Genomic DNA, 14,078 nt, shown 5'->3' with positions numbered 1-14,078 from the left:
GTGTTTAACATTAAAATGCATAAGAGGGCAAGGAGTCGCCCCCTGCCCTGCTTTTATCTTACTGCTTTTTTAATCTTTCTACCAGTTCATCATACTTTGGACTGTTCAAGAAGTTTTCAACTGAAATATGCTCAGCTGATGGAATTTTAGTCATTGCACGCTCTGTTAGATCTTTATGTGTAATGACCACATCTGCATCATCTGGGATTTCATTAATTGCATGGTTATTGACATAAATGTCGATGTCTGCTTTTTTGAATTTATTCTTCAATAAAGAAGCACCCATTGCACTTGAACCCATTCCTGCATCACAGGCAAAGATAACCTTATCAACCTCCGCTGCTTCTTTTTCTGTATTGACTGGCGTTTGGTTCAATGCATCTGCCTCAGCAGTTTCACCGGCGTTTAGTGTTCCAGCAACAGAGCTTTTCTTCCCTTTCATAGCTTCCATTTGGCCAGTAGCTTCTGCTAGGTCGGCTTCTGATTTGCTTGTTTTCAAGATTACTGAAGCAATTAAGAAGGAAACAACTGCTGCTACAAGTACACCAAGTGTTACACCTAGATAGCTATCTGGTGTAGCCATCGCATAGACTGCAAAAATACTTCCTGGTGAAGCTGCAGCTCTAAGTCCTGCATCAAATAAAGATAGTGTGAACACACCACTCATACCCCCACCGATTACTGCAAGAAGCAACATTGGCTTCATTAGGATGTATGGGAAGTAAATTTCATGAATACCACCAACAAATTGGATTAGTGCTGCGCCTGGAGCAGATGCCTTTGATGCACCTTTTCCAAAGAAAGTGAATGCTAGCAAGATACCAAGACCTGGTCCTGGATTTGCTTCCAATAGAAATAGGATTGATTTTCCAGCATTTGCTGCTTGTTCGACCCCAATTGGGCTTAAGATACCATGGTTGATCGCATTGTTTAAGAATAGAATTTTTGCTGGCTCAATAATAATACTTGCTAATGGTAGTAAACCTGCACCGATAATTGCTTCTACACCAGTAGCAAGGCCTTTGTTCAAACCTTCTACAACAGGACCGATTGCTAATGCAGCGAGTATCGCAAGAATCGCTCCGATAATACCAGAAGAGAAGTTATTATAAAGCATTTCAAATCCGGATTTCACTTTATCTTTAAACACTTCATCAAACTTCTTCATAATGTAACCAGCAAGTGGTCCCATTACCATTGCGCCAAGGAACATTGGAATGCCTGCACCAACGATAACTCCCATTGTTGCAGTTGCCCCTACAACCCCACCACGTAGATCGTAGACCATTCGTCCACCAGTAAAACCAATCAATAGTGGTAGTAAGTATTTAATCATTGGGTCAACCATTGCCGCAAGACTTTCATTTGGGAAATAGCCATCTGGAATAAACAGAGCCGTGATAATCCCCCACGCAATAAATGCGCCGATATTTGGCATGATCATGCCGCTTAAGTAACTGCCAAAGCGTTGTACCTTGGCGCGAAAACCTTTCTTTTCTGCCATTTTCGTTTCCCCTCTCTCAAATTATAATGAATAAATAAATGAAAACATTCTACTACCTTTATTCTATTCCCCTATTTTAAGCAGTACAACGTAATCTAAATACAACTTTGGCAAAAGACATGTTGACATGATTTGTGGAAGTAGGGTGTGGGCGGGGTTTTTAGTTAGGAGCTAGCGAAGCTAATTGGTGATTCACTCACTATGTTGGTCGATTCTCTCCACGTCTTGGTTGATTCGTTACACACGTTGGTTGATTCGCTACGCATCTTGGTTGATTATCTCACCATGTTGGTCGATTCCCACTCCTACTTGGTTGATTTCCACACTAACATGATTGATTATCTCCACATGTTGGTCTTTTTAAAAAAGATATACATAAAAAACAACTCGAAAATGGAAGGGATTTGCTACAATATAGAGAACTTAATACTTATAAAGAAAGGCGGGATAAATTTGATTAGTAAACCACGCTTGAAGTCCTATCAGCTCTTAGCGTATGAGGCCTTATACCGAAAATTAAAAAAGGAGTACAAAGATAACGAAGTTTTTCTTCAAGATTATAGGAAGTACTATGCGGGATATTTAGGGGAGAAAAGAGTTGACTACACGTTATCGAATTTTCGAGAAGAAAAGATTTTCATAATTAAAGATCTTCGTTTGAAAAACCATAATAACTACTTTCAAATAGATACACTCCTTATCACTCCCTACAATCTAGTTATATTAGAAATCAAGAATTTTAAAGGAGAACTGCGTTATGACTCACTTCAAAAACAGTTTACTCAAAATGCCGATGGGAAAAAGACGGTTTATAAAGATCCTATTCAACAGGCAAACACACAAAAGAGGAACCTTGCATACTGGCTGCAAAACTTTTCTTTGAATCTGCCAATAGATACTCTAGTTATATCGAGTAACCCCGCAACTTCTATTCACAATATTCAAGAAGATCCCCAGATTTATAATCAATTCATTCACTCAGAGAGCATTCACTTTCATCTTGAAAGAATTTTTAAAGGATATTCAGAAAATAGATTAAACTATTCTTCACAAAACAAATTATACAAATTACTGCTTTCCCACCACCAGCCTTTCACCCCAAACCTGATGGAGTATTACAAAATCCCCCCTGACTTCCTAATTAGCGGTGTACCTTGCGAGAAGTGTACTGACGTTGTAATGCATAAGCGAAAAAACAAGTGGATTTGCCCAGGCTGTAAGAGAAACTCTACCTCTGCACATAGGCAGATTATCTTGGATTACTTTCTACTGTTTAAGAATACAATTACCAACATGGAATGCCGACAATTATTAAATATCTCCTCTCCAAGATCCGCTTACCTTCTTATAAAAGGCATGAATTTAAAGTACACTGGTGATAACAGGGCCAGAAAGTATTTTGCCCCTCCCATTGAGTCTTATCCGCAAGATAATGGCATTCCATTTACTAGTAACCATATATTTTTATAAAATTACAGAAATTAAGTTTGGACAAGGTTGATTGATCCGGCATGTTGGTTGATTCTCTCACCATGTTGGCTGATTCTCTCTCCAACTCGGTCGATTCTCTCTACATCTTGGCTGATTCCCTATCCAACTCGGTCGATTCTCTCTACATCTTGGTTGATTCCCTATCCAACTCGGTCGATTCTCTCTACATCTTGGCTGATTCCCTGTCCAACTCGGTCGATTCTCTTACATCTTGGTTGATTCCCTATCCAACTCGGTCGATTCTCTCCACGTCTTGGTTGATTCGCTACACACATTGTTCGATTCGCTACGCCTCTTGGTTGAATGTACCCACAGCAATCAGTAGTCGTACTACTTCCATTTGGCAGTCCCCCTCCCCAACTAAAAAACCGGAACTCCTCTAAAAGAAGTTCCGGCTTCGTTCATTCCTTCAGTTTACCTGGTAATCCATGAATCGAATCGATGAGCAGGTTTAGTTTCCCTTCAATGCGATGCAGCAAATAAAAGGTGACTGCAATGGGAAAACCGACTTCTGTCAGAAAAGGAATCCATGTCTCCATTTTAAACCTCCTATCCTAAATTACTATTTGACTCTCCTCTCTTAGCAAAATGTTTCTGTTCTTCGCACTCCTTAACCTGAAAAACAGACCAGAGGCATGGCCACTGGTCTGCTCCCAATGTTGTTATAGTCCGAGATCGATTTCTTCTACTGTGCGGTCAACGACGCGGGCACTTTTCTTGGAAACAATGTCACCACCTCTAGAAGTGAACGCGTTTTGAGCGATGATTTCGTCCATTGCTGCATTGACTGTCACTGGGTCAACTGGTTCTACTGGTTGGTCTAGTGAGTAGGTAACCGTTTTACCATCAAAGTTAGTGAATTTAAGCTCAAGCTTTTTCATGAATTTCCCTCCTTTCTATTTTATAATGTTTAACTTCTTATTCTTCAATGATGTCAGAGCTGTCGTTACGCTCAATGTTATAAAGTGGTAGCTCTTGTAACCCTTCCACTGCTTTTGCAATGGCATAAAGTTGGTCAGCGGTCGCTGATGCTTTTACATTGGTGAAGCTTTTTGTCTTGTAAGATGGGTTACCTGTTTCTGGGTCAATGCCATGATTGAAGACAAGTCGCAACGTGGAACTCATTAATTCTGCTACTGCCATGTGTGTCACCTCCCTTCACCTCTATAATCGAGGTACTGAACGTGGAGGGGGCAAAAGCAGCAACAAAAAAACACCTTCGATAAGAAGATGTTTTACTATGATAATTTTCTTTTTCGTTCAAATCTCAGATAATGGAGCTCATTTTCATGTGTCACAATCACTTTTTTCAACCTGACTAAGGTCTGCTTTTCTTCACGAATTCTAGCTTTTAACTCACGGATGGTTTTAACTAGTTGGTCATTATAAATAGGAGAATCAGTAGCAGGAAGTTCCGCTATATTAAGAGATTGAAAAATCTCCTCCTGCTTCTTTTTGCATATGTTGCTATGTTTTTTGGGAATATATTGAGGGGATTGTATTTGCTTGTATTCTTCCATATAGTCATATAAATGTGTAAGACCTAAAGCTAAATCCTCTAATTCATCTCGCTTTGCACTTAATTGTTGTTCCACACGATACAGTGTTTCTTCTGTCTTGGAGATTTGTCTATTAATTACGATAAGAGAACTCATGTTTACACCCCATCAAAAAAGTATACATTGATTAGTTCCATTTCATTATAGGGGATGGAATTCGGTTTGATAAGAGTAAATATTACTGAATTTTCCTTCTTATTATGCAACTTGAGGTAGAAAAGTGTAGGTATATGGAATTAGTTGCTTCCAATATAGACAAAATTGTGGCTCTGCAAGGGGCGCCGAGTGAATTTGTACATTACTCATTTTCAGGTGGTGTTGCTTTTAAGTTACGTAAATACTGCTTTTTCACTACCCGTTTTAATGATAACGCCTAATATATGATATGATAGGTTTAAGTAGTATTTACGGAGGGGATTGCCATTGAAAAGAGTAATCACATACGGAACTTTTGATTTACTCCACCCTGGCCATATCAACATTTTAAGACAAGCTAGGGAATTAGGTGATTATCTTGTAGTAGGAATATCTACAGATCATTTTAATAAGATTAAAAACAAACAGGCATATTACACCTTTATTGAACGAAAAGCTATATTGGAATCTATCAGGTATGTTGATATGGTAATATCTGAAAATTCATGGGAACAAAAAGTAAAAGATATCAAAAAGCATTCTATAGATACTTTTGTGATGGGTAGTGATTGGCAAGGAAAATTTGATTATTTAAAATCTTATTGTGAAGTCGTCTACCTTCCAAGAACTACAGGGATATCCACCACCAAAATTAAATCTGACCTAAGGTTTAAGAATAATAAGTTGTAACCTTTTTCTGATTCATTCGTCTCATATATTATTAGGAAAGATGTCTCAGCGGAATATAAAAATACATTTACGAATAAGTTGTTTCATAGTAAAATAGAAATGGTTTCTATTTTATAAATAAGCTCTATTAATTAGTTAGAAATCAAAGGAGAACAACACAAAATGGATAATAAACAAACACGAACTCGTGTGGTTAAAAGAAGACGCAAAAAAAGGCTCCGTAAAAGAGCTTATTTTATATTAATACCTGCTCTGTTGATCGTTCTAGGAGTCAGTTATTTCACCTATCTGTATACGAAGGCAGACTCCGTATTTTCTGATTCTTATCAAGATGATGGAAGAGAAAAATCAGATTTACGAGAGACTAAGGTTGACCCCAATATTGATAATGTGTCTGTCCTTATAATGGGTGTGGACGAGAATGACCACAGATCTAATGAAGGAAGTTCCCGTACTGATGCGCTAATGGTTGCAACCTTAAATAAAGATGATAAAAGTGTTAAGTTACTGAGCATACCTCGTGATTCCTATGTTTATATTCCTGAAGTCGGGTACGAAACAAAAATAAATCACGCTCATGCTTATGGCGGTCCACAAGCATCCATTGAAACGGTTGAAAATCTACTCGATATTCCAATCGATTATTATGTCAAGGTCAACTTCCATGCATTTGTCGATGTAGTAGATGCTTTGGGCGGTGTAACGGCTGAAGTTCCATATGAATTCAAAGAATCCAATTCCATGGACAAAAAAGACTCTATTCATTTAATGCCTGGAGAGCAGGATTTGGACGGAGAAGAAGCATTAGCTTTAGCACGTACAAGAAAGCTGGATAATGACATCGAACGCGGGAAAAGACAACAAGACCTTATCAAAGCTGTTGTTAAAAAAGCTGCATCTGCTGGATCTGTCTTAAAGTATGATGAAGTAATTGAGGCTGTTGGTGAAAACATGACGACAAATATGAGCTTTGATCATATGAAAAGCTTTATCTCATACGGTACAAGTGGATCAAACCTAGACATTGAAGCACTTACTTTAGAAGGTTATGACTATCAACCTTCAAACACGTACTACTGGCAATTAGATCAGACAGCATTAGAACAGACAAAAACACTATTGCAACAGCACCTAGAAATTGCTAATCCTAGTTCTACCGTTGACCAGAGCGGCACTTCACAAAGTTCGGAAGCTAGTACTTCCTCAGACTTAAACTAAACCAATTTAAAAAACTGCTAATCTTATCATGATTGGCAGTTTTTTGTTTGAGTTATGATTATGTAAAGAAACAGGCATCCGCCAATTTATAGCGAATGCCTGTTATTTATTTCCCTCAGTTACTTCGTTAACTTCTCAATTCCCATGATCCTCTTAAAGCTATCAAGGATAGGCTGACGGTTATGATAAGTCATACCAGCTAATTCAGCAATTAATTGAATTCCTAAAACGATCACCACGAATGTTAAAAGAGATGATAGTAATGTTGCACTGTTAAAAATAATTGCCATACAGCCAAAGAAAAGACTAAAAGCATAAATAATTAAAACAGCCCCGCGATGTGAATAACCCATTTCCATCAATTGATAGTGAATATGCTTGTTATCAGCCGTTGCAATTCCTTGATTATTCATTGTCCGGCGAATGATGGCAAGGATCGTATCAAATACCGGAACAGCAATGACAATGATCGGCACAATAAAGCTAAAGAACGCTACGTTTTTAAATAACCCGAGCATGGCTACAATGGCGATAGAATACCCTAAAAACAAAGCACCCGTATCCCCCATAAATATTTTGGCTGGGTAAAAATTGTGGTACAAAAAGCCGATACAGCTTCCAATAAGTATCGTACATAGATAAACAACAACAATTCTGTAATCAAGAACTGCCATCACAAGAATACTAGATAGCCCTATCGCAGAAACACCAGCTGCTAGCCCATCTAGGCCATCAATAAGATTAATTGCGTTCGAAGCTGCAACAATCCAAAAGATCGTAAGGACAATCCCCACAAAATCATTAAAATAGACTGTCCCCATAAACGGTACTGTTAATTTTTCTATCACAAGCCCAGAAGACACCACAACACTTGCAGCAGCGATCTGACCTGCAAGCTTGTATAATGCCCTGATGGCAAAAATATCATCAAGTATGCCTGTCACTAAAATAATAATCGCTCCAACCACAATTGCAGTCATTTGAGAAGAAACAGGTTGCAAGTAAATGAAACCCGCTGCAGCTCCAATGAAGATTGCCAGACCACCAAGGCTTGGGATTGGTGTAGCATGCTTTTTTCTGTCATCAGGTATATCTATTAATTTTAATCTAGTTACAAGTTTAATAAGAATCGGTGTAACAAGTAATGTCGTTACACAGGATATAATAAAGGCAAGAACTAATTCTGTTATATTCCACATACGTCCACCTACTTATATATCTAGTAATTTGACAAAGTCTAGTATATTTTAACATATCCCTTTAAAAAGTACAGTACCTAATGATAGATGCAATATAATACTAAAGTAGTGAAATAAGTTTATTTACCTGAGATTGAATCCCTTGATCCATAACGGGATTATAAATTGTAAGTTTTAATGACAAAAAAATGAACCGAGTGGAATCATTTATATGCTTAATTCCCTCAGTTCATCTTTTTCCAAACTGCTTAAACTATTCTTTTATTTATATTCAGGTATATCTAAAAGTACATTTGTAATGCCAATATCTTGATAAAGATTATACATCGTATAAATTTGCTTACTTGCCCAACCTATATCTGTTGCGTATTGATGACTCGCATAACCTAAGTTGTCCATAGCATTAGGGTTCCAACGCATTTTATATAGCGTATTTTGGCCAGCTTTTACATAATTATTACCTATAAAACTAGCTCCACCGACTATAGCCTTGTAGGGAGTTGTCCAGCCATTTCTATACGCTGTTTTAGCACCATCTTCTCTAGCTGTGTTATCATATGCACCAATACCAAACATATTATAGACCATTTCAATATCCGTTAAACTATCTCGGTTGTATTTTGTTACAAGAACGGGTTCTTCTTTACCGTTCTTTCCAACTTCTATCCCTGTAGCTAACTCTGAAGTACCATGTCCTGTCTCTAATAGTGCATGGGATAATAAATAGATTTCGTTTACACCATGTGTCCTACTCGCATCCATAAATGCTGTACCCATGTTTTCGAGAATTCCTTTACCATTAAGATAACTGTTCAGGGTTTCTAGCGTGATACCAGTTGTTCTCCCCAGATCTAAAAATTGGAACCTTTGTTCCTTATGATCAAGGAAATTATTGGGGTCAAGATAATACTTTACATCTTTTTGACTGGCAATCACCCAATCACCGTGATTAAAATCTATCTGATACCAACCATCTAAATCACTTTTAATATTAACTTTAGTACCTTTTGGTAGACTTCCAACAATACTATTAGAAGTTCCTGGTCCAGACCTAACGTTTAAAAGATTTGCTGTTACTTCACCATTTTCGATAAAGCTAGCAGAGACATAAGCATACTTTTTATCTGTTTTTGCCTTGGCTGCCATTTGCATTTCTACTGCTTCTTCAAGTGTAAGATCGTACGTCGTCTTTTTGGAGGAATTTGCGGCTAGCTCTAGCGCCTCTACCGTAACCACATCGGCTATCCCACTAACTGGCAGCTCGTAAAGTTCTTGAAACTCTTTTATTCCTTCTTCTGTTTTTGGTCCATAATATTCATTTGGATTAACAAAGGAAGAAATACCTAACTTCACTAAATTTTCTTTTATTTTTATTGTATCTTGATGACTCTTTCCTTTTTGGAATGGAGATGAAAGAATTTCTTCTATTTTTGCAAAAGTGTTTGGTTCTGCAATTCCTGAAACTGGTAAATCAAAGTGTTCTTGGAACGCTTTTACTCCCGCTTCAGTTGAAGATCCATAAAATGTAGTCGGATTATCAAAGCTTACAAAGCCTAACCTTTCAAGGTCTTCTTTCATTCCAATTGTCATTTCATGCCTTTCACCATTTTGAAAGGGACTTGACAAGATCTCTTCTATTTTTTCTATGGTGCTCTCTTCTACTATACCTGTTACAGACAAGCTATAATAAGCTTGAAAGTCTTCAACTGCCCGTTCTGTTTGACTTCCAAAGTAAATGTTCGGATTACTAAACGAAGCAAATCCTAAACGAACTAACTTCTCTTTCAATTCTATAGCGTCTTCCCGGTACATTCCCTTCTTAAGTGGCCCTGTTGCTTGAGCCTCCACTTCTTGACGAGTAACTTCTTCATAAATACCGGATATCGGTAGGCCGTTGGCTTCTTGGAAGGCAATTACAGCTGCCTCCGTTACCGACCCAAATAATGTAGTGGGATTATCAAAACTTAAGTATCCTAGTATCGCTAGGTCTTCCTTCATTTTGATAGTTCCTTCGTGACGTTTCCCTTTTTGAAACGGACTAGCTAAAAGCTCTTCAATTTTCCCTATTGTTGATTTATCTGCTACACCTGTTACAGGTAAACTATAATAATCTTGGAAGTTTTCTACGGCTTGCTCTGTCTGGCTTCCAAAATAAGTGTTCGGATTACTAAAGAATGCAAAACCTAGATGCACTAAGTTTTCTTTAAGTTCGATAGCATCTTCCCGGTACATACCTTTTTTCAACGGAGCAGTTGCTTGGGCTTCGACTTGTTGCCTGGTTACCTCTTCGTATATCCCCGTTACAGGTAGGCCGTTTGCCTCTTGAAATGCTTTAACTCCGGCTTCGGTAACGGAACCAAAATAAGTGGTAGGGTTATCGAAACTTAAATAACCTAAGATAGCGAGATTTTCCTTCATCTTGATCGTTTCTTGATGCCTTTTTCCTTTTTGAAAAGGACTGGATAGGACTTTTTCGATTTTTTCTAACGTCGGATTGTCTGCCACACCTGTTACAGGTAGACTATAATATGTTTGAAAATCTTTAACGGCTTGCTCTGTCTGACTCCCAAAATAGGTGTTAGGGTTACTGAAGGATGCAAATTGCAAACGCACTAAATCTTCTTTCAATTTAATAGCGTCTTCTCGATACATCCCTTTTTCTAAAGGAGCAGTTGCCCGGGCTTCCACATATTGCTGAGTTACCTCTTCATAGATCCCTGATTCTGCTAAGCCATTTTCTTTCTGGAATGCTTTAACTCCAGCTTCTGTAATAGATCCGTAGTATGTTGTAGGATTACCAAAGTCCAGATAACCCAAAATTGCTAGGTATTCTTTCATCTTAATGGTGTCTTCGTGTCTTTTCCCTTTTTGGAATGGACTAGCTAATACCTCTTCTAGCTTTCCTAGTGTGGTCTCATCTGCCAGTCCTGTTATAGGTAGACTGTAATACTCCTGGAAGTCCTCTACAGCCCGCTCTGTCTGACTTCCAAAGTAGGTGTTAGGGTTACTAAATGATGCAAATCCTAGGCGAACGAGCTGCTCTTTCAGTTCAATCGCGTCTTCCCTGTACATTCCTTTCTTCAAAGGGCCCATTGCCTGAGCTTCGACAGTTTGTCGTGTCACCTGCTCGTAAATCCCAGAAACGGGTAGCCAGTTTGCTTCTTGGAATGCTTTAACTCCAGCTTCTGTAACAGAACCATAATACGTTGTCGGATTATCAAAGGCTAGATATCCCAATATCGCCAGATTTTCCTTCAACTTAATAGTACCTTCGTGTCTTTCTCCATTCTGAAAGGGACTCGATAATATTTCTTCTATTTTCTGTAGAGTAGTTTCATTTGCTACCCCGGTTACAGATAGTCCGTAATACTCTTGAAAGACTTCTACAGCATCTTCAGTAGCTTCACTAAAATAGTCATTTGGAGAGTCAAAAGTAGCAAAGCCCAATTTAGATAAATTTTCTTTTAACTTTATTACCCTCTCATCATGGACACCTTTTTTCAAAGTTGGAACTTCCTTGACAGCATTCAAGTTCACATTACTTTTCTTACTTAGCGTTTGATCCTTTTCAACCTCGTCTGTACTCTGGTTCTCCTCTTCTTTTTCTTCAATAGATTCCTTTCCATTATCTTCCTCTACTTCAGCCTCACTCGTTGCTTCATTTTCAACGCTACCGTCATTGGCATATGTAGTGTGTGGACTAAAGTGGAAAAGAGATATTACAAGTAAAAAGGTTAGAATAGTATATCTACTTATCTTCACTCTAGTTTCACCTCCTTAATATATATTTAGTCTTACTAGTTTAGTATCGACTAAAGCCTCATGGATTTCAATACGTATTTGGAAATTTTAGTGAAATCTCTATAAACATTTGATACTAAAAAAGGAGGAATCCTGTTTTAGGAATCCCCCTTTAAGCTATTCAACTATCTTCTCTTTAAGTTATACGTATTGGCAATTGCATCTGCTGTAATCTTTCCTAGTATGTTACGATATGCTTTATTTTTTAAAAGACTATTTTCTGTATAGTTATCTATGAAGAGATATTCTAGTAAGATAGAAGGCATATTAGAATTACGCAAAACACTAAAGTTCGCTGATTTTTTTCCTCTATCATACACATTTAATTCTTTACTAATATAATCATGCATTTCATTTTGCTTAGTTATTGTTTCATTAGAGACGTTCCCATTAAAGATAAAGCTCTCAAATCCATTTGCACGTCCATTAAAAGCGTTATTGTGTATGCTTACGAAATAGTCTGCTCCCCATTGATTAGCCATTTTCGCCCTGTCTTCTAGTTTTAAAAACACATCATCTGTACGAGAAAGCTTTACTTTCACTCCCGTATAGTTATTAGTTAGAATTTCTGATGCACGCAGAGCGATATCCAGTACTACATTTTTTTCATATAGCCCATAACCTTTTCCACCTGGGTCATGTGCTCCGTGTCCTGGGTCTAGGAAAATTTTAACAACTCTATTTTCCACAGCTGTATTAATTTGTTTATGTGTAACTGAATCTACTAATCCATTAACAGTTAAGTTTTTATCTTTTTGGAATTGACTTACAGCTTTCTCGGTAATAGAACCATAATACGTTGTAGGGTTGTCAAAATCAAGATAGCCTAGTGCTGCTAAATTCTCTTTTATTTCTATAGTATCTTGATGTCTCTTACCGCTTTGGAATGGTGTCGACAGGATTTTTTCCATTTCCGCAAAAGTATTTGGCTCTGCAATCCCTGAAACTGGTAGATTAAAATACCTTTGGAATGATTTTACTCCCGCTTCAGTTGTGGAACCAAAATAGGTAGTAGGATTATTAAAGTTTAAGAAGCCTAACCTTTCTAGATCTTCTTTCATGTTAACTGTCTTTTCATGTCTTTTTCCATTTTGAAATGGACTATCCAAAATCTCTTTGATTCTTCTCAATGTTGTTGCATCCACTATACCCGTGGCAGATATGCTGTAATAAGATTGGAGAGTTTTTACTGCCTTTTCAGTCTGACTACCAAAGTAGGTATTGGGATTGGCAAAAGATGCAAATCCTAGACTCACCAAATTCTGTTTCAATTCAATCGCATCTGCCCTATACATCCCTTTCTTTAGGGGGCCAGTTGCTTGGGTTTCCACATGCTGTTTAGTTACTTCTTCATAAATTCCTGAGACAGGTAGGTTGTTTGCTTCTTGGAATGCTTTAACACCTGATTCAGTTACAGAACCATATAGAGTTGTTGGGTTGTTAAAGCTTAGGATACCTAAAATAGCTAGGTCTTCCTTCATCTTGATAGTACCTTCGTGACGTTTCCCCTTTTGGAAAGGACTAGCCAAGATCTCTTCCATTTTTGCTAAAGAAGCTTCATCCGCAACACCTGTTACAGATAGACTGTAATATGCTTGGAAATCTTCTACTGCTTTCTCTGTTTGACTTCCAAAGAAAGTGTTCGGATTATGGAATGATGCAAAACCTAGACTCACCAAATTCTCCTTCAATTCAATGGCATCTTCACGGTACATTCCATTTTTTAAAGGGCCAGTTGCTTGGGATTCCAATTGCTGCTTGGTAACTTCTTCATAGATCCCTGAAACTGGTAGGTTATTAGCTTCTTGAAATGCCTTTACTCCAGACTCTGTTACAGAACCATATAGAGTTGTAGGGTTATTAAAGCTTAGGAAGCCTAAGATGTCAAGGTCTTCTTTCATTTTGATAGTACCTTCGTGACGTTTCCCCTTTTGGAAAGGACTAGCCAAGATCTCTTCTATTCTTGCTAAAGTGACTTCATCAGCTACTCCTGTAACTGATATACCATAGTACTCTTGTAATCTCTCTACAGCTCGTTCTACCGTATCGTCAAAATAATCGTCTAGAGAATCAAAAGGACCAAAGCCTATTTGAGTTAACTTTTCTTTCAATTCTATAACTCTGTCATCATGGACACCTTTCTCCAAGACAGCTGGAGTACTACTATTTTTCAGATTCACAGTCTGACTCCTATTTATTTCTTCAAAAGATTCTCTCTCTTCTTCCGTAGCTTTTTCTTCCTGAGCTTCTAACGCATCTACTTCTGTTTCATTATCATTTATTTTATCTTCTTTCGCACTTTGCTCATTAGCATATGTAGTGTGCGGACTATAGTAAGAGAGAGAGAGTAAAAATATTAGAATAAATATAGTGAATTTAGTAATCTTCAATCTCTTTTCACCTCCTTGGTGTAATAAAAGACATGGTGTACCTTTCTTATTTAAATAGGCTATAGGAGAAAATGCTACTAACTTTTATTTA

Annotated in this window: 11 protein-coding genes; 3 read left to right on the top strand and 8 right to left on the bottom strand. The window is 37.7% G+C overall.

The genetic code is table 11. The annotated features are described in order from the left end of the window. Positions 1 to 58 precede the first annotated feature (58 nt). On the bottom strand, positions 59 to 1,504 hold the full coding sequence (locus BN985_RS05175) for a PTS mannitol transporter subunit IICB (RefSeq protein WP_042221512.1): 1,446 nt from the start codon (positions 1,502 to 1,504) through the stop codon (positions 59 to 61). A gap of 453 nt (positions 1,505 to 1,957) precedes the next feature. Here BN985_RS05175 and BN985_RS05170 point away from each other — a divergent pair, with 453 nt between their 5' ends. Next, positions 1,958 to 2,974: a nuclease-related domain-containing protein gene (locus tag BN985_RS05170; protein WP_198029969.1), complete on the top strand. Its 1,017-nt coding sequence runs from the start codon at positions 1,958 to 1,960 to the stop codon at positions 2,972 to 2,974. A 422-nt stretch (positions 2,975 to 3,396) separates the two neighbouring features. Here BN985_RS05170 and BN985_RS05165 read toward each other — a convergent pair whose 3' ends face one another. The 4 genes from BN985_RS05165 to BN985_RS05150 all read right to left on the bottom strand — a co-directional run bounded on the left by BN985_RS05165 (position 3,397) and on the right by BN985_RS05150 (position 4,650). After that, complete coding sequence (locus BN985_RS05165) at positions 3,397 to 3,534, bottom strand: YvrJ family protein (protein ID WP_084157451.1); 138 nt, start codon at positions 3,532 to 3,534, stop codon at positions 3,397 to 3,399. A 123-nt stretch (positions 3,535 to 3,657) separates the two neighbouring features. Then, entirely contained in the window at positions 3,658 to 3,876 is a 219-nt protein-coding gene (locus tag BN985_RS05160) for a DUF2922 domain-containing protein (RefSeq protein ID WP_042221508.1), read from the bottom strand. A 37-nt stretch (positions 3,877 to 3,913) separates the two neighbouring features. Further along, positions 3,914 to 4,138 (bottom strand): DUF1659 domain-containing protein, encoded by a 225-nt coding sequence (locus BN985_RS05155; RefSeq protein WP_042221506.1) that lies wholly within the window; start codon positions 4,136 to 4,138, stop codon positions 3,914 to 3,916. 95 nt (positions 4,139 to 4,233) lie between these two features. Then, positions 4,234 to 4,650 (bottom strand): hypothetical protein, encoded by a 417-nt coding sequence (locus tag BN985_RS05150; RefSeq protein WP_042221504.1) that lies wholly within the window; start codon positions 4,648 to 4,650, stop codon positions 4,234 to 4,236. A 327-nt stretch (positions 4,651 to 4,977) separates the two neighbouring features. On the opposite strand from BN985_RS05150, the gene tagD reads away from it, so the two are divergent. Together tagD and BN985_RS05140 are read left to right on the top strand one after the other, a co-directional pair. Then, a complete protein-coding gene (gene tagD / locus BN985_RS05145) occupies positions 4,978 to 5,379 on the top strand; it encodes a glycerol-3-phosphate cytidylyltransferase (RefSeq protein WP_042221503.1) in 402 nt (133 codons plus the stop codon). Between the two features lie 162 nt (positions 5,380 to 5,541). Further along, positions 5,542 to 6,597 (top strand): LCP family protein, encoded by a 1,056-nt coding sequence (locus BN985_RS05140; RefSeq protein ID WP_042221501.1) that lies wholly within the window; start codon positions 5,542 to 5,544, stop codon positions 6,595 to 6,597. Between the two features lie 119 nt (positions 6,598 to 6,716). On the opposite strand, the gene BN985_RS05135 is transcribed toward BN985_RS05140, so the two are convergent. The 3 genes from BN985_RS05135 to BN985_RS05070 form a co-directional block, all read right to left on the bottom strand. Then, positions 6,717 to 7,796 (bottom strand): glycosyltransferase family 4 protein, encoded by a 1,080-nt coding sequence (locus BN985_RS05135; protein WP_042221500.1) that lies wholly within the window; start codon positions 7,794 to 7,796, stop codon positions 6,717 to 6,719. 261 nt (positions 7,797 to 8,057) lie between these two features. After that, positions 8,058 to 11,558 carry a peptidoglycan-binding protein gene (locus BN985_RS18960; protein WP_052360612.1) on the bottom strand — a complete coding sequence of 1,167 codons (3,501 nt, stop codon included), beginning with the start codon at positions 11,556 to 11,558 and terminating at the stop codon, positions 8,058 to 8,060. Between the two features lie 164 nt (positions 11,559 to 11,722). Continuing rightward, positions 11,723 to 13,987 (bottom strand): peptidoglycan-binding protein, encoded by a 2,265-nt coding sequence (locus BN985_RS05070; protein WP_052360611.1) that lies wholly within the window; start codon positions 13,985 to 13,987, stop codon positions 11,723 to 11,725. Positions 13,988 to 14,078 lie beyond the last annotated feature (91 nt).

It is taken from the genome of Oceanobacillus manasiensis (assembly GCF_000724085.1).
In the GTDB taxonomy this organism is placed as follows: Bacteria; Bacillota; Bacilli; order Bacillales; family Amphibacillaceae; genus Oceanobacillus_B; species Oceanobacillus_B manasiensis.
This window is presented reverse-complemented; position numbering and strand designations above follow the sequence as displayed.